We start from the raw sequence: 16,744 nt of genomic DNA on the forward strand, positions 1-16,744 counted from the left end.
CGAGATATTAGTCAGCTATTTGACACCGTTTGGCCAGATTTAGCCATTTTTAGCCCATTTAGATGGCTATCGATTGAATTGAGGACACGCCCTAAGCCGTCACAATGATAGATGAGTGAAAATTGCCCAATCGCGGGCAGTTTTTGCTACAATTAGCGCAATTTGGCCTTTTTATCTACTCAGCATGGTTTTATCTGCTCAGCATTGCATCACGAGTAGGGCGCTGCACGTAATCTAGCGATACGCAGACACTGGCTTGCGTATCAACGCTGGCTGTACGTAAATCAGAAGGCAATCTTCATTTGTATTTTACCGATGACTTTAATTATAATTTAATGCTAACAAGGTGACCTCATGTCTGACAAAAACCCGCGTTACTCTCGTATCTTGCTAAAACTCTCAGGCGAAGCCTTGGCTGGTGGCAAGGACATGGGTATCGATACCGAAGTGCTCGATAAGATGAGCCTATCTATCGCCCACTTGCGCGGCCTTGGTGTGCAAGTTGGTATCGTCGTTGGTGGTGGTAACTTATATCGCGGTGCCCAGCTGCAACAAGAGGGCCTAGTCGGCCGTGTGACCGGCGATCAAATGGGTATGCTTGCGACTGTGATGAACGGTCTGGCCATGCGTGATGCGCTTGAGCGCCGCAATATCAAAACGCGCTTGATGTCAGCCTTACCGATTGGTGAAGTCACTGAAAGCTATAGCAGCCGCAATGCCATTCGCTACCTAAAAAACGGTGAGGTTTGTATCTTTGTCGCCGGTACTGGTAATCCTTTCTTTACCACCGACACAGCAGCATGTTTGCGCGGTATCGAGGTCGAAGCAGGCTTAATATTGAAAGCCACCAAAGTGGATGGCGTCTATGACAAAGACCCAAGCTTGCATGCCGATGCCAAAAAATACGATGGTTTGACTTTTGATGAAGTCTTAGAGCAAAAGCTTGGCGTTATGGACTTAACCGCTATCGCCTTGTGCCGTGAGCACAATGTACCGCTACAAGTGTTTGATATGACCAAGCCCAACGCCTTATTAAATGTGGTCATGGGCGAGAACGAAGGCACGCGCGTTTATCATTAATATTAATGGGCATAATATTGCCCAATATGCGCGGTCAAGCGCTCTGCTACGAGCGATGAATTGCCGAAAAATAACTATCTATTAACAACCATGAATGATTTATCGACAGCGATAAATAAGGATGCACAATGATTAAAGAGATTAAGCAAGACGGCGAAGCCCGTATGCAAAAAACCTTAGAAGCGCTTGAAAACACCTTTAGTAAGGTACGTACAGGCCGCGCCCATCCAGGCATGCTATCTGGCGTGATGGTCAGCTACTACGGCGCCGACACACCGCTCAACCAAGTAGCCAGTGTCAATGTCGAAGACTCGCGCACATTGCTTGTACAGCCTTTTGACCGTACGATGGTACAGGCCGTGGACAAGGCCATTCGCGAAGCGGATTTGGGATTGAACCCGATGACCGCTGATGTGATTCGTGTGCCGATGCCAGCATTGACAGAAGAGACCCGCCGCGATATGCAAAAACTGGCGCGCGGTGAAGCAGAAAACAGCCGCGTCTCGATTCGTAATATCCGCCGTGATATGATGAATGACATAAAAGATCTAGCAAAAGAAAAAGAAATCTCAGAAGACGACGAGCGCCGCGCTAGTGATGATATTCAAAAAATCACTGACAAATACATCGAGACCATCGACAGCCGTTTGAGTAAAAAAGAAAGCGAGCTGATGGAAGTATAACGATTGATGGCAGAGCGCGACTGGGATGCTGTTTTTAAATGCAGGTTGCGCCGTATCGAACGATAGCAGCACGCAAGTAACGTTTATACCAGTCGCGCAGCCCTATCTATAAAAGTTTTATTTCCAATGGACTATATGTCGTTTAGCAGCCACTGCGCCAGTGCGATTGGCTGCTTATTATTGTGTCGTCAATCATAAAGCCGTAGCAGACTGCTTTATGATAAGTTTGTGAATAATCACCACATCTTATCTTTTTGGCTTTTTTGCCGTCATGACACGCGTTATTATTAAACCATCTCAACAATAAGCAAGCTAGCCTATGTCTACTTCAGCCGCCTTGGCTCCTGCTCTTCTACCCCGTCATATCGCCATCATCATGGATGGCAACAACCGCTATGGCAAAGCCAATCATCTACCCAAAGGCCATGGACATGTGGCAGGCAAAGATGCGCTAGACCCTATTGTCGAATACTGTGTCGATACTGGTATCGAGGTTTTGACGGTATTTGCTTTTTCTAGCGAAAACTGGCAACGCCCGCCGAGTGAAGTGGCGCTGCTCATGCAGCTTTTAACCTCGACCATTCATGAGCAAATGCCGCGGATGGACAAATACCGTATTCGCTTACGGTTTATCGGAGATCGCAGTCCGCTCAGTGCGGACTTACAAGCACTGATGGCCGATGCAGAAGAAAAAACCGCGCATTTTGATGCCATGACATTGGTCATTGCCATCAGTTATGGTGGGCAGTGGGATATTGCCCATGCTGCCAAACAGTTGGCCAAACAGGTGCAGATAGGGGAGCTGTGTGCTGATGATATCGATAAAGACTTGCTTGGCCGCCATGTCCAGTTAGCAGACGCCCCAGCGGTCGATATGCTGATACGGACGGGCGGTGAGTACCGATTATCGAACTTTTTATTGTGGCAGTCCGCTTATGCTGAGTTGTTTTTTACCAAAACCCTATGGCCTGAGTTTAGCGCAGCAGAGCTGGCATCGATGGTTGCAGAGTTTGCCCAGCGCCAACGCCGTTTTGGTAAAACCAGCGAGCAAGTCGCTTGCGCGCAGCAATTACCCTAAACGACCCTAACGTCTTATCTGATACTTGCGTGTCTGATACTTGCTTGCTGCTTGTCTTTTTTGTGCCTTAAAAGCCTGCTACGCTTTTAGTAGTGATTATTCACCGTGGTTAAGGCCGCGTGCTTATGAAATAATAAACCGCTTTTGTTGCAGTCAGTAGCAATGAGTGGGCTATTGTAGATTAGCTGCTATAATGCATTTTTTGACCATACGTTTTTCATTATTATAAGGCTCAATAAGTATGTGGCAACGGATTAAGACGGCAATTGTTCTCGTTATTATCGTTGGTATTGCAATGTTTGCGAGCCAAACACCAATTTTGTTTGCGCCGCTGTTGGCGATAGGGGTAATCATCGCCGCTCATGAATGGACCAAGCTGATGCCCAAATGGCGTCAGCCAGCGTTATTTGTGCTCTTGGTTTTGGCGCTGACCTTGGTGTCACTGCTGTTTAAAGTGACGTGGCTGTTTTGGTGGGCCGCATCGCTCGCCATATGGCTGATGGCGCTGTCTTGGGTTCGGGTCTTTCCGACGACGACCAATTGGTATGGAAAAAAGCTGGGCTTGATGGGCGCGGTGATATTAACCGCCGCCATCACAGCTATGTTTTATCTGTGGCAGCTATCGGCTTGGTGGCTGCTGTATGTGTTTTTATTGGTGTGGTGCGCGGATAGTGGGGCATACTTTGTTGGGCGAAAGCTTGGTCGTCGAAAAATGGCACCAAACGTTTCACCCAATAAAAGTATGGAAGGATTGGCTGGTGGTATTGTCACAGGGCTGCTCGTCGTTGTGGCCATCAGCGTCTTTAAGCTACAGCTGACAGGGGTGCCGCTGATCGCCTTTGCCGCACTATCTGTACTGACGATATTGGCTTCGGTACTCGGCGATTTGTTTGAGTCAATGCTCAAACGCCGTGCTGGTGTCAAAGACTCAGGGACAATCTTGCCAGGGCATGGCGGTATCCTTGATCGTATTGATTCCTTATTGTCTGCCACGCCGATATTTGCGCTCGGCTTTTGGGCGCTGCAATACTTTGGTTTGATGGTGGTATAAAAGTGTCTTGCTTGGATTTATCCAGTTAGGCTTTATTTTTATTTTTTTGTATTATTGATAGGCAACGATGGTTATGATGCAACGTATCGCCGTATTAGGCGCAACTGGCTCGATTGGCGATAGTACGTTGGCGATTTTGGCGGCCCATCCGCAGCAGTACCAAGTCTATGCCTTGTCGGGATACCATCGTTTGGACAAACTGTTTGCGCTGTGTCAGCAGTTTGTGCCAAAGCGCGTCAACGTACCGGCAGCCGCAGTCGATGATTTTGCTCAGCGTCTGAGCGCAGCGAAGCTTGATATCGAGGTCGTCGGGGGCGCAGCAGGGCTTATAGATATCGCCACCGATAGCCAAACCGATACGGTCGTTGCTGCCATTGTTGGTGCAGCAGGGCTGCCTTCTACATTAGCCGCCGCGCGCGCAGGCAAGCGTATCTTGCTTGCTAATAAAGAAGCGCTGGTGATGGCAGGACAGGTAATGATCGATGCGGTAAAAACGCACCATGCTACCTTGTTACCTTTAGATTCAGAGCACAACGCAATTTTTCAGTGCTTGCCGGTAGATATCCAACAAGACAGCCGCCAGATTCACCAGCCAAAGCACGGGGTGCGTAAGCTGTGGTTGACCGCCTCTGGTGGGCCATTTTTGCAGCAGTCATTTGCGCAGATGCAGAAAGCTGGTGTCGCTGAAGCCGTCAAACATCCCAATTGGTCGATGGGACAAAAAATATCGGTTGACTCGGCAACGATGATGAACAAAGGGCTTGAGCTGATAGAAGCCTGTCATTTGTTTGATTTGAGTGAGGATAAAATAAATGTGGTGATTCATCCACAAAGTATCATTCACTCAATGGTAGAATATAGCGACGGCAGCTTTTTGGCGCAGCTGGGCAGCCCAGATATGAAGACGCCCATTGCTCATGCACTCAGCTATCCTGCGCGTATTGATAGCGGCTCGCAGCCTTTGGACTTGTATGCGCTAAGCGGCCTAGAATTTATCGAGCCTGATTTACAAAAGTTTGCCTGTTTGCGTTTGGCGAGACAAGCCATGCAAGCGGGTACGCAGGCGACCATTGTACTCAATGCCGCCAATGAGATTGCCGTGGCCGCGTTTTTGGCAGGACAAATTCGTTTGACAGATATTGCTGATATCAATGAGCAGGCACTTAGTGAGATACAAGTACCGCTGTTAGCGGCGTCGGCGGATATAGAAGATATATTGTCGATTGACCAGCTAGCGCGTCGGCATACTGAGGCATTGGTGGCCAAGGTGGCAAAATCCATATAAGCGGCGCAGACGCTATAAGAATAGAAGTCCTGCAAATCAGCCTTGTACGAGAGAACTTGCTGAAAAACCATATTGAGAAGACATCATGACGTTTTTATTGACGCTCCTTGCGGCCATTTTTGTCTTAGGTCCGCTCATTGCCCTGCATGAATGGGGGCACTATATCGTGGCGCGCCTGTGCGGTGTTAAGGTGCTGACATACTCTATTGGTTTTGGCCCCAAAGTCGCAGGCTGGACCAGCAAAAAAAGCGGTATTGATTATCGGATTTCGGCACTGCCACTGGGCGGCTATGTCAAAATGCTCGATGAGAGAGAAGGCGAGGTGGCAGCCGATGAGCAGCATTTGTCATTTAACCGTCAGCATCCGCTAAAAAAAATCGCTATCGTCGCAGCAGGCCCTATCATGAACTTTGTCATTGCGATTGGCTTGTTTTGGGTGTTGTTTATGACCCCATCTGAGCAGTTGGCGACAAAGATTGGGCAGGTGTTGCCTGATACGCCCGCAGCCACCGCTCAGCTGCCCGTTGGCGATAGAATCGTCGCCATCGATGGTCATGAGGTGCAGACGTGGGAAGGGATTAATTACCGTCTCGCTGGACGCATGGGCGAGACGGACAATATAAGTGTCACGCTACAAGCTGATGACAACGCCGCCAAGACCTACTACGCGCCTGTGGATGAGTTTATGCAAGGCGATGACCATGGAAAAGATGCGCTGAGCAGCTTTGGCATGCTGCCATGGCAACCGACGATCGCCCCTATCGTCGGTGAGCTGACGCCCGATGGTGCCGCCAATCGTCAAGGCCTCAAGGTCGGTGACCGCATCACTGCGATTAATGATGTCGCCATCGCAGACTGGATCAGTGCCACACGCATCATTCGCGACAATCCTGAGACTTTACTCAATTTTACCGTCTTAAGAGAGGGTAAGTCTGTACAATTGGCCATCATGCCGCAGGGCAAAAAAGACAATTTAGGTAACGACTTTGGGCAAATTGGTGCTATGGTGGCACAGTCTGAGATTGTCATTCCTGATGATTATAAAACCACAGTGGTCTATGGTCCAGGCGAGTCACTGGTCAAGTCGTTTGAAAAAACCGAACAGCTGGCGGTGATGACGGTCAGCTCGATGGGCAAAATGCTCTCAGGTATGATTGGTCTCGATAATTTATCAGGCCCGATTACCATTGCCAAAGTCGCCAAACAAAGCTTCGATATTAGCTGGCAGATGGTATTGTCTACCGCCGCGCTGATCAGTCTGAGTCTGGCAGTGCTCAACCTTTTGCCCATTCCTGTATTGGATGGAGGGCATATCGTTTATCATCTCATAGAGCTGATTCGCGGTAAGCCGCTCTCAGAAGGCGTACAAATGGCTGGACTTAATATCGGTTTACTCTTGCTGGCAGGTTTCATGGTGTTAGCAATTGGTAATGATATCAGCCGATTGTTTTGATGGTTTGCCCAAGCGTTTGGGTGATAAGGCAAGATGCACTAATGGTTTTACGCGTATCGGGCAGCGATTGCGGGTGTGACGGCAGAGTAGCTTTGTGCCGCCGTCTCTGTACTAATCGTAATTTTTAGTTTATTTTATGATGCGTTTTATATAAAGTGTTCTGAGTCTTGTCCGCCGAAGCATGCGACTTTATGGCAAATGGACAAGACAACATGTGCTTTTTAACTTAACTTAAGCAATTTTTTTTATTGACGGATAGTGTTTATGCGTACGCCTTTATTTATGAGCGCGGCAGGGTTGCCGTTAGTGGTAGCGATGATGAGTATGCCGGTACAGGCTGCAGAATTTGTAGTGACTGACATCGGTTTTAATGGCTTACAACGTCTAACCCCCGATAGCCTCTATCCGGTTCTACCTATCACGGTAGGAGATACGGTAAATGACAGCAGCTTGGCGGCCAGTATTAAGGCACTATATGCGACCGAAAACTTCGCGGACATTCAAAGCCGTGTCGAAGGCGGTCAGTTACGCTTTGATGTCGTTGAGCGTCCTACCATCGCCGAAGTCAACTTTGAGGGCAATAAGCTCATCCCAAAAGAAGGACTAGAGCAAGGACTGAGCAACGCAGGTTTGTCTGTCGGTGATGTACTCAAGCAAGCGACGTTACAAGGCGTCGCCAACGAGCTGCAGCAGCAGTATATCAGCCAAGGCTATTACAATAGTAATATCGAAGTCGACCAAACGCTACTCGATGGCAATCGTGTCAAGCTCGATGTACGCTTTATCGAAGGCAAGCCTGCCAAAGTCGTCGATATCAATATCATCGGTAACAAGCACTTCAGCGATGATGAGATCAAAGATGTCTTTGCCGTAAAAGAATCTTCTTGGACACGCCTGTTATCTAAATCTGATCGCTATGCCAAAGAAAAGCTGGCGGCCAGTTTGGAAAACTTAAAAGCCTTGTACCAAAATGACGGTTACGTGCGTTTTGCCGTCGACAATGCGGTACTTAACATCAGCGAAGATAAGCGCAGTGTGTTTATCGAAGTTAGCCTAAGCGAAGGCGAACAGTACCAGTTTGGTGAGGTCAATTTTTTAGGTAAGCCGACGTTTGAGACGACTGAGCTACAAGAGCTGGTCACCTTTTCTCCAAACGAAAAATACTCGCAAGCCAAACTTGATGAAACCACCGCCGAGCTCAAGCGCCGTTATGGCAACGAAGGCTATTATCTGGCCCAAGTCAGACCAGTACCACGTATCAATGACGATACCAAAATGGTCGATGTGGATTACTTTATCGATCCTGCCCGTCCTATCTACGTGCGCCGTATCAACTTTACGGGCAATATCAAAACCCAAGACGAAGTACTGCGCCGTGAGATGCGCCAACTAGAAGGCGCGCTTGCCTCTAGCGAAAAAATCCAATTGTCACGCACGCGTCTGATGCGCACCGGGTTTTTTAAAGCCGTCAATGTCGATGTCAAACCAGTGCCCAACCAGCCAGACCAAGTAGACGTACATTACACGGTAGAAGAGCAGCCTTCAGGTAGCTCGACCATTGCTGCTGGTTATTCACAAAGTGGTGGTGTGACCTTCCAGTTGGATTTGACCCAAAACAACTTTATGGGTACAGGTAACCGAGTCAAAGCCGCGCTGTCTCGCTCAGAGACCCGCGACTCATATAGTTTGGGCTATACCGATCCGTATTTTACCGAAAACGGTGTCTCTCAAGGTTTGAGTGCGTATTATCGTGAGACCAAGTATGATGACAGAAACGTCAGTAACTATGTGACCGACTCCTATGGTGCCACGCTCAACTACAGCTATCCTGTCGATGAAACCAAACGCGTCAGCGCAGGTCTCAACGTGGATAATACCTCAGTACGGGGTGGCCGCTTCTTAGGGGTTTCAAACGTCCAGCAGTTAATCGATGATGGTGGAACTTTTGAGCAGTTCACCTTTATTGATGAAGAAGGTAAAGAGCAGCTTTCAGGTCGTACTGGCTTTAAAAACGACTATCAGACCTATAATCTACTATTCGGCTGGGACTATAGCACCCTAGATCGTCCTGTATTCCCAACCAAAGGTATGAGCCATACCGTTGATGCGACCATCGGCCTTGGTGATACCAGCTATCAAAAACTTGTGTACCGCGGCAATATTTATTATCCGATTTATAAGGATTGGATAGCACGTGGTTATACTAAGCTTGGCTATGGTAATGATTTACCGTTTTATGAAAACTTTTACGCTGGTGGTTATGGCTCTGTTCGTGGTTATGAAGCCTCAACACTTGGACCAAAGTCACAGACATATTATGATGCCATCAATGATGATGTGCGTTATAAAGACGAAGAAATCGGTGGTAACGCGCTGGCCAGTTTTGGGGCTGAGCTGGTATTGCCCATGCCATTTAAAGGTGACTGGGCTGACCAAGTGCGTCCCGTACTATTTGCAGAGGGCGGGCAAGTCTTTGATACCACCGATAAAGAAGACCGTACTTTCGTAAACCCTGATACGGGTGCTGATACTGGCGTACCATTATTGACTCAAGACAATGACTTGCGCTTTAGTGCTGGTGCTGGTATCACTTGGTATACGCCAATTGGCCCTATCTCCTTGAGTTATGCGATGCCTATCGGTGACAAAGAAGGTGATGAGACCGAAAAGGTACAGTTCCAGATTGGTAATACGTTCTAACGTAGCGGCCATCTGAAGCGCTTTGGCTTTTTGATCTTATTTATACGGCACAATAACTTGTGTGGTATAAATAGATGGTACTAGATAAATTGGTCATCAAGCTGATATAGCAGCTTGATGACTGTCTTATTTATAATACGACTTTTATTCTTACTTCATACTAATAATAACTATGATAACGATTGAGCAAATTATCACCCAAATTGAGCAGCGCCAGCCGGTTAGAAATAAAGCAGAGCTGAGCACTGAGCAGTTATGCCAAAAGCTTGGCGGTATCGGTAGTCTGACGACAGCCAATGACACGCAGCTGAGTTTTTTGGCTGATTCTCGTTACCTCTCCAGTTTGGCAGACAGTCAGGCAGGGGCTGTGTTAGTCACAGCAGACCATCGCCAGCAAGTACCCGCATCAACCTTGGCGTTGGTGGTCGCAAATCCATACTTGGCTTACGCCAGCGCCAGTCAGTTATTTGCTTATCAGTCAGCCTCGAGTCGTATTCATCCGAGTGCGGTGATTGCCGATAGTGCCATCATCGGCGAGCAGGTGAGCATAGGGGCGTTTTGTGTGATAGGCGAGCAGGTGCAGCTGGGGGCGCGAACAGCGCTGGCTGCCCATGTGACGATTGAGGCAGGTACGAGGGTCGGCAGCGATTGTGTCATCAAATCACAAGTGGTCATCGGTCATGATTGTACCATCGGCGATCATGTCAGAGTGCATGCTGGTACAAGTATTGGCTCAGAAGGTTTTGGCTTTGCCCCGACCAACGACCCAAGCACGACCGGGTGGGAGCGTATTGCGCAGTTAGGCCGAGTCATCATCGGTGATCATGTTCGTATTGGCAGTCAGACTTGTATCGACCGCGGTGCTATCGATGATACCGTCATCGGTAATCATGTGATTATCGATAATCTGGTGCAAGTGGCGCACAACGTGCATATCGGTGATGGGACGGCCATCGCCGCGCACACCGGTATCGCTGGGAGTACGCACATCGGTAAACGCTGTATCATTGGTGGCGCGGTCGGTATCACTGGCCACATCGAGATTGCTGATGATGTTACATTGTCGGGTATGACGATGGTGACCAAATCCATCAAACAAGCAGGCTCTTACTCTTCAGGTACCGCGGCCATGCCAACTGCCAATTGGCGACGCGCTGCAGTTAGGTTTCGCCAGCTCGGTCGCGATGAGCGCTGATTTGACTGACCACAGGATATCACTCTATTTCATAACCCTTAATAGTTAACCATATAATATCCAATATTTTACCCCTTAACCCTTTAATCCTTTTATACTTAGCAATGAGCAAGGACGCGGCATATGAGCAGCAACGACATAGATATTTTAAATGATACCAACATGAAAAGCTTGGCTGAGCAAGGCCTGACTTTGCCTCTGACTTATCATACGCTAAAGCACTACTTACCGCATCGCTATCCTTTTATGCTGGTCGATAAAGTGATCGACTGTATCCCTGGTGAATGCATCACTGGGGTCAAAAATGTCACCATTAATGAAGAGTTTTTTAATGGGCATTTCCCCAATGAGCCTATCATGCCAGGCGTGCTGATGGTCGAGTGTATGGCTCAAGTATCAGGGGTGCTTGGGTTTATCAGCGCAGGATTAACTGCCGAAGATGGCTATCTGTATTTGTTTGCTGGGGTAGACAAGGTTCGTTTTAAGCGCCGCGTTATCCCTGGTGATCAGCTGATTATTCGGGCAAAAACTGTGATGCAAAAGCGCGGTATTTATAAGTTTGACTGTACCGTCCATGTTGAAGACGAGCTGGCGGCGAGTGCACAGGTGATGATTGCTCGTCAAGAGCAATAAAATTGGCTGATAACTTTTAGGCTCATCAGTATCTAAAGAGTTATGTCAAAACAGACAAGAAGAATTATAATGAGCATCGATATTTTGTCGCAAGACTGACTTTGGTTTGTTTGATAAGTTATGACTGACGGTCAGTGTTTTACCATTTATTCGCACCAGAAGATACAAAGGCCCACATTATGAGTCAGATCCATCCAACAGCACTCATCTCACCCTCCGCTCAGATAGATGAGACTGCAACCATTGGCCCGTACTGTATCGTCGGGGATGATGTCAGCATCGGCGCGCATACGGTGTTGCATCGTCATGTGGTCGTGACCAAGCTGACTCGTATCGGCGCGCACAATCAGTTTTATCAGTTTGCCAGTATTGGTGAAGATCCGCAGGATTTGAAGTATGCAGGCGAGCGTACTTGGCTTGAGATTGGCGATTATAATACCATTCGTGAGGCCTGCAGCTTGCACCGCGGCACAGCCCAAGACAGCGAGTTGACCAAGATAGGCAGTCATAATTTGTTGATGGTCAACACCCACGTGGCTCACGACTGCGTGATAGGCGATCACAATGTGTTGGCTAATAATGTGGGGGTAGCGGGTCATGTCACTATCGGCAACCATACCATCATCGGTGGCAACTCTGGTATTCATCAGTTTTGTACGGTAGATGACTATAGTCTGATCGGTGGGGCAAGTCTGATTTTAAAAGATGTGGCAGCCTTTACCATGGTGTCTGGCAATCCTGCCAAAACCCATGGCCTCAATGTCGAAGGTATGCGCCGCAAAAACTGGTCAAAAGAGACGATTGATGTTTTGCGTCAAGCGTATCGTACGATTTTTAGATCTGGTCTGACCACTGTACAAGCGCTTGAAGTGTTGCATAACGAGCTACTGCCGAAAGAGCCAAAGATTCAGCTGCTTATCGACTCATTACAAAACAGCCGACGCGGTGTCGTGCGCTAAGTAATTAGTAGACAATTGATTAGGATTAGCCACAGTTCATGATAAAAAGAATTGTTGATAGTCCAAACTCTTGTTAGTTATAGGTAAAATGATAGCAAGCCATAACCAATTGTTATGGCTTTTTGTATTTATGGGCACTTGACTTTTTTGGTTGCTTAGCAGAAACTGAGCGTTTACGGTATTGTAAACAATTTTTTCTTAATGTTACTGGACGCTTCATATCGGGGCGTTTAATAATTCGCTTAAGCATTATGATGGGCGGCTTATGATAATCAAGGAAGGTTATCAGTGGTGTTAATTGAAGCAAGAGGACGGAAAAGATGGCTATGAATAAACAAGAACATGCACAATGGAGCTCAAGCTTTGGCTTCGTGCTAGCAGCGGTAGGGTCGGCAGTTGGGTTAGGAAATATATGGAAATTTCCATATATGGTCGGTGAAAGTGGGGGTTCCGCTTTTGTTATCGCTTATTTATTCTGTATCGCGTTAGTAGGTTTTCCGATTCTAGTCGCTGAGTGGTTGATCGGTCGCCGCGGGCAAAAAAACCCAGTCAATACCTTTGCTGATGTGGCCGCCAGCCAAGGCAAATCACGCAGCTGGGGTATCGTGGGTGCGTCAGGTATTTTGGGCGGTTTCTTAATTTTATCGTTTTATAGTGTCATCGGTGGCTGGGCGCTAAACTACATCACCAAAATCGCCTCAGGTGAGTTTGCTGGCCAGGATGGCGACGCAGTTGGTGCGACATTTGATGCTATGCTGGCCTCAGCCGGCACATTGACCATTTGGCATACTGTGTTTATGGTATTGACGGCTATCATCGTCGGTATGGGGGTGACAGGTGGTATCGAAAAAACCGCCAAGGTGTTAATGCCATTATTGGGTCTTATCTTGTTTGTCATCGTCGGTTATAACGTCATGAATGGCGGATTTGGTGAAGCGGTTGCTTACCTATTTGCTCCAGACCTTAGCAAGCTGACTGCAGACGTGATGCTTGCTGCGCTTGGTCATGCGTTCTTTACCCTATCTATCGGTATGGGCATTATGATTGCGTATGGCTCTTATTTGGGCCGTGAAGTTAACTTACTCAAGACCGCCCGTACAGTGGTAATATTGGACACCGTGATTGCCTTGGCCGCTGGTCTGGCAATCTTCCCGATTATCTTTAGCAATGGCTTAGATCCTGCCTCAGGTCCTGGTCTTATCTTTGTCAGCTTACCAATTGCCTTTGGTAGCATGGGCGCAGGTACGATCATCGGTACTTTGTTTTTCTTATTGATTACCTTTGCCGCTATCACTTCATCGATTTCGCTACTTGAGCCGACGGTGGAGTTTTTAGAAGAGCGTACCTCGATGAGCCGTACAGTATCGACCATCGTGGCAAGTATTGTGATTTGGCTACTTGGTATCGCAGCCTTGTTGTCGTTTAACCTATGGGCTGATTTTACGATCATGGGCAACGGTGTCTTTGATGCTTTAGATAAGCTCACCAGTAAGTTTATCCTACCACTTACGGGTCTGGCGGCGATTATCTTCCTTGGCTGGCAAATGGATCAGCGTAGTGTCCAGCAAGAGCTTGGTCTGTCTAACGGTACGTGGACGCTATGGCAGATTATCTCCAAGTTTGTAGCGCCAATCGCAGTGGTTATCGTGTTTGTGACCACATTGATGGATTAAAACGTTTGGCCATCAACCTTTTTGAATGGCGCATGCATCAGTCAAGCAGTAAAAAGGGCTTAAGAATTTTCTTAAGCCCTTTTTTGGTCTGAATGATAGATACAGATACAGAGAGATAGATGAACGTTTAAAGAGTTAGCGTAGGTTTAGCTCAGGCACCGTTTGACCACGCTTAGCATAAAACTCACTGACAAAGGCATCAAAGGTGTCTTGTTCAATAGCGTCTCTGATGCCTTGCATCAAGCGCTGATAATAACGCAGGTTATGAATGGTAGCCAGCTGCGCGCCTAGCATCTCTTTACATTTATTGAGGTGGTATAAATAGGCACGGCTAAAGTTTTGGCAAGTATAGCAATCACACTCAGGGTCTAGTGGGCCTTCATCGTTACGATACTGGCTATTGCGGATACGCACCACGCCTGCATTGTCAGTATCGCCTGTGACGAAGTAATGGCCATTACGGGCGTTACGAGTGGGCATGACACAGTCAAACATATCGACCCCGCGGCGTACCGCCTCAACGATGTCCTCAGGCTTGCCCACACCCATCAGATAGCGCGGCTTGTCTGCTGGCATCGCATCTGGGATGTAGTCTAGTACATCCATCATCTCATCTTTTGGCTCGCCGACAGATAGGCCGCCGATGGCATAACCATCAAAACCAATCTCAAGCAGGCCCTCGAGCGATTGCTGGCGTAGATCTGGGTACATACTGCCTTGAATAATACCAAACAGCGCATTGGTGCTGCCCAGTCTGTTATGCTCATCGACGCAGCGCTGGCCCCAACGTAATGACAGCTCTAAAGACTTTTTGGCCTCGTCGTGAGTGGCAGGGTAGGGAGTGCACTCATCAAACTGCATGACGATGTCTGAGTTTAAGCTGTACTGAATCTGCATCGACTTTTCTGGTGACAAAAACACCTTGGCACCGTCGATAGGCGACTTAAAATTAACGCCTTCTTCGGTGATTTTGCGCATTGCACCAAGACTAAAGACCTGAAAGCCGCCTGAGTCGGTCAAGATAGGCTTATCCCAATGCATAAACTTGTGCAGACCGCCAAACTTGTCGATGACCTCAGTACCAGGACGTAGCCATAAGTGAAACGTATTGCCAAGGATGATATCAGCACCGATGGCTTCGATATCGCGCGGCAGCATACCTTTGACCGTGCCATACGTACCGACAGGCATAAAGGCAGGCGTTTGTACGTCGCCATGATTGAGATGGACAGTGCCACGGCGCGCACGCGTCTCGCCGCTGGCCGTTTTGTGTAAGATAAATTGCATATGATAACCGCTATGTAAGCTATGGAAATGGCGCTAATTATAGCATTGTTAAGGGTTTATTGGGACAGGGATGCCAATCTCAATTTTGTTGCTATTTATATTATGCGCGATTATGTGCGGCTCATAGCGCGTTATGAGGAGTGAACCTAAAATCGATATAAAAAAAGACAGCCATCTGCTGTCTTTTTTGTACTTCATAGTTGAGTTGTAAAATCAGGCGTTTTGCTTGCGGATGATGTTTAGCATACGGCGTAAGGGTTCGGCTGCGCCCCACAGTAGCTGATCACCCACAGTAAATGCACCCAGATATTCAGGTCCCATGTTTAGCTTACGCAGGCGTCCTAGCGCCACAGTCAAGGTACCTGTTACGGCAACAGGCGTTAAGCGGTTCATCGTGGCTTCTTTGTCGTCTTCGACCACATCTAACCATTTATTGCCGCTATTTTTTAGCGCCGCTTCGATTTCCTCTAGCGGGATGTCTTTTTTGAGCTTGATGGTCAGGCCTTGAGCGTGGCAGCGCATGGCACCGATACGCACACACATACCATCGATAGGGATGGTATTGGCCGCTGAGTTGCCAAGGATTTTGTTGGTTTCGACGCCGCCTTTCCATTCTTCGCGCGATTGCTTGTTTTCTAATTGCGCATCGATATAAGGGATTAGGCTGCCTGCGAGCGGTACACCAAAATACTGCTTAGGGAAGTCATCTGCGCGCTGGGTCTGCGCGATTTTTTTGTCGATATCCAAGATAGCGCTGGCAGGATCAGCCAGCTCGTCCTTGACCGCATCACGTAGTACGCCCATGCCTTCGATGAGCTCACGCATGTTGTTTGCGCCAGAGCCACTCGCCGCCTGATAAGTCATGGCGCTGACCCATTCTACCCAGCCTTTATTAAACAGCTCACCGATCGCCATCAGCATCAATGATACCGTACAGTTGCCACCGATAAAGTCTTTTTTGCCACTGGCGAGCGCGCTATCGATGACATTGCGATTGACTGGATCAAGGATAATGATGCTGTCATCTGCCATACGCAAGGTGCTGGCCGCATCGATCCAGTAGCCATTCCAGCCGCTATCGCGTAGGGGCTGATGCACCTTTGAGGTGTAGTCGCCGCCCTGACAGGTAATAATCACATCACAAGCTGCGAGTGCGTCGATATCATGAGCGTCCTTTAATTGGCTGGTCTGTACGCCATCGAAGCTTGGCGCATCGCCACCTGCGTTACTGGTCGAAAAAAACACGGGCGTAATACCATCAAAGTCTTTTTCTTGCTGCATGCGCTGTATTAACACTGAGCCAACCATACCGCGCCAGCCCACCAAGCCTACTGTTAAATTACTCATGAAAACTAATCCTATTTACAATTATTTGTTGCATCGCCAACCAATAACAATGCCGTGAATGCTCCCAAAAAGCAAGGCGTTTTGGCGGTTTTTAGCGGTTTTTTATACACTATTTGCTATGTTTATTATAACGTGATGTTATTAGGGCGTGTTGAACCTTCAACCATGGCACTGACAGAGACTATTTTTTAGACGATTCGAAGGTAAAAATAGTAAGCTTAGTCACTCTAAGCGTCTATTTTTACCAATGAAGCGGCAAAAAAGAGTCCTGTCCCTACGGCTGATGCTAAAATTGCGCCATACTGCGTTGCAAACCTAGC

Annotated in this window: 13 protein-coding genes; 11 read left to right on the forward strand and 2 right to left on the reverse strand. The window is 47.9% G+C overall.

The window, feature by feature from the left end:
* Positions 1-354: 354 nt before the first annotated feature.
* The 11 genes from pyrH (at position 355) to J3491_RS11470 (ending at position 13,790) form a co-directional block, all read left to right on the forward strand.
* On the forward strand, positions 355-1,080 hold the full coding sequence (gene pyrH, locus J3491_RS11420; RefSeq protein ID WP_075101540.1) for a UMP kinase: 726 nt from the start codon (positions 355-357) through the stop codon (positions 1,078-1,080).
* Between the two features lie 128 nt (positions 1,081-1,208).
* A complete protein-coding gene (frr, locus tag J3491_RS11425) occupies positions 1,209-1,763 on the forward strand; it encodes a ribosome recycling factor (RefSeq protein ID WP_075101541.1) in 555 nt (184 codons plus the stop codon).
* A gap of 319 nt (positions 1,764-2,082) precedes the next feature.
* Complete coding sequence (gene uppS / locus J3491_RS11430; RefSeq protein ID WP_100749182.1) at positions 2,083-2,841, forward strand: polyprenyl diphosphate synthase; 759 nt, start codon at positions 2,083-2,085, stop codon at positions 2,839-2,841.
* 241 nt (positions 2,842-3,082) lie between these two features.
* The gene (locus J3491_RS11435; protein WP_100749183.1) at positions 3,083-3,892 is read left to right on the forward strand and encodes a phosphatidate cytidylyltransferase; all 810 of its coding nucleotides are present in this window, start codon (positions 3,083-3,085) and stop codon (positions 3,890-3,892) included.
* 73 nt (positions 3,893-3,965) lie between these two features.
* Positions 3,966-5,177: a 1-deoxy-D-xylulose-5-phosphate reductoisomerase gene (ispC, locus tag J3491_RS11440; protein ID WP_198411592.1), complete on the forward strand. Its 1,212-nt coding sequence runs from the start codon at positions 3,966-3,968 to the stop codon at positions 5,175-5,177.
* An 85-nt stretch (positions 5,178-5,262) separates the two neighbouring features.
* A complete protein-coding gene (gene rseP / locus J3491_RS11445) occupies positions 5,263-6,630 on the forward strand; it encodes an RIP metalloprotease RseP (RefSeq protein WP_100749185.1) in 1,368 nt (455 codons plus the stop codon).
* A gap of 264 nt (positions 6,631-6,894) precedes the next feature.
* Entirely contained in the window at positions 6,895-9,330 is a 2,436-nt protein-coding gene (gene bamA, locus J3491_RS11450; RefSeq protein ID WP_100749186.1) for an outer membrane protein assembly factor BamA, read from the forward strand.
* A gap of 172 nt (positions 9,331-9,502) precedes the next feature.
* Positions 9,503-10,525 (forward strand): UDP-3-O-(3-hydroxymyristoyl)glucosamine N-acyltransferase, encoded by a 1,023-nt coding sequence (lpxD, locus tag J3491_RS11455; RefSeq protein WP_100749187.1) that lies wholly within the window; start codon positions 9,503-9,505, stop codon positions 10,523-10,525.
* A 123-nt stretch (positions 10,526-10,648) separates the two neighbouring features.
* Positions 10,649-11,158 (forward strand): 3-hydroxyacyl-ACP dehydratase FabZ, encoded by a 510-nt coding sequence (gene fabZ / locus J3491_RS11460; RefSeq protein WP_100749188.1) that lies wholly within the window; start codon positions 10,649-10,651, stop codon positions 11,156-11,158.
* A 179-nt stretch (positions 11,159-11,337) separates the two neighbouring features.
* Positions 11,338-12,117 (forward strand): acyl-ACP--UDP-N-acetylglucosamine O-acyltransferase, encoded by a 780-nt coding sequence (gene lpxA / locus J3491_RS11465; RefSeq protein WP_100749189.1) that lies wholly within the window; start codon positions 11,338-11,340, stop codon positions 12,115-12,117.
* A 320-nt stretch (positions 12,118-12,437) separates the two neighbouring features.
* Complete coding sequence (locus tag J3491_RS11470; RefSeq protein ID WP_100749190.1) at positions 12,438-13,790, forward strand: sodium-dependent transporter; 1,353 nt, start codon at positions 12,438-12,440, stop codon at positions 13,788-13,790.
* A 135-nt stretch (positions 13,791-13,925) separates the two neighbouring features.
* On the opposite strand, the gene tgt is transcribed toward J3491_RS11470, so the two are convergent.
* Positions 13,926-15,077 (reverse strand): tRNA guanosine(34) transglycosylase Tgt, encoded by a 1,152-nt coding sequence (tgt, locus tag J3491_RS11475; protein WP_207970304.1) that lies wholly within the window; start codon positions 15,075-15,077, stop codon positions 13,926-13,928.
* A gap of 213 nt (positions 15,078-15,290) precedes the next feature.
* Positions 15,291-16,424, reverse strand: a complete 1,134-nt coding sequence (gene asd / locus J3491_RS11480; RefSeq protein ID WP_207970305.1) for an aspartate-semialdehyde dehydrogenase — start codon at positions 16,422-16,424, stop codon at positions 15,291-15,293.
* Between the last annotated feature and the right edge of the window lie 320 nt (positions 16,425-16,744).

The organism is Psychrobacter halodurans, assembly GCF_017498075.1.
In the GTDB taxonomy this organism is placed as follows: domain Bacteria; phylum Pseudomonadota; class Gammaproteobacteria; order Pseudomonadales; family Moraxellaceae; genus Psychrobacter; species Psychrobacter celer.

Bases quoted from the DNA above. Each gene is read 5' to 3' on its own strand.
- uppS (WP_100749182.1), top strand. From the start codon at position 2,083: ATGTCTACTTCAGCCGCCTTGGCTCCTGCTCTTCTACCCCGTCATATC.
- ispC (WP_198411592.1), top strand. From the start codon at position 3,966: ATGATGCAACGTATCGCCGTATTAGGCGCAACTGGCTCGATTGGCGAT.
- lpxD (WP_100749187.1), top strand. From the start codon at position 9,503: ATGATAACGATTGAGCAAATTATCACCCAAATTGAGCAGCGCCAGCCG.
- frr (WP_075101541.1), top strand. From the start codon at position 1,209: ATGATTAAAGAGATTAAGCAAGACGGCGAAGCCCGTATGCAAAAAACC.
- J3491_RS11435 (WP_100749183.1), top strand. From the start codon at position 3,083: ATGTGGCAACGGATTAAGACGGCAATTGTTCTCGTTATTATCGTTGGT.
- rseP (WP_100749185.1), top strand. From the start codon at position 5,263: ATGACGTTTTTATTGACGCTCCTTGCGGCCATTTTTGTCTTAGGTCCG.
- fabZ (WP_100749188.1), top strand. From the start codon at position 10,649: ATGAGCAGCAACGACATAGATATTTTAAATGATACCAACATGAAAAGC.
- asd (WP_207970305.1), bottom strand. From the start codon at position 16,424: ATGAGTAATTTAACAGTAGGCTTGGTGGGCTGGCGCGGTATGGTTGGC.
- lpxA (WP_100749189.1), top strand. From the start codon at position 11,338: ATGAGTCAGATCCATCCAACAGCACTCATCTCACCCTCCGCTCAGATA.
- tgt (WP_207970304.1), bottom strand. From the start codon at position 15,077: ATGCAATTTATCTTACACAAAACGGCCAGCGGCGAGACGCGTGCGCGC.
- bamA (WP_100749186.1), top strand. From the start codon at position 6,895: ATGCGTACGCCTTTATTTATGAGCGCGGCAGGGTTGCCGTTAGTGGTA.
- J3491_RS11470 (WP_100749190.1), top strand. From the start codon at position 12,438: ATGGCTATGAATAAACAAGAACATGCACAATGGAGCTCAAGCTTTGGC.
- pyrH (WP_075101540.1), top strand. From the start codon at position 355: ATGTCTGACAAAAACCCGCGTTACTCTCGTATCTTGCTAAAACTCTCA.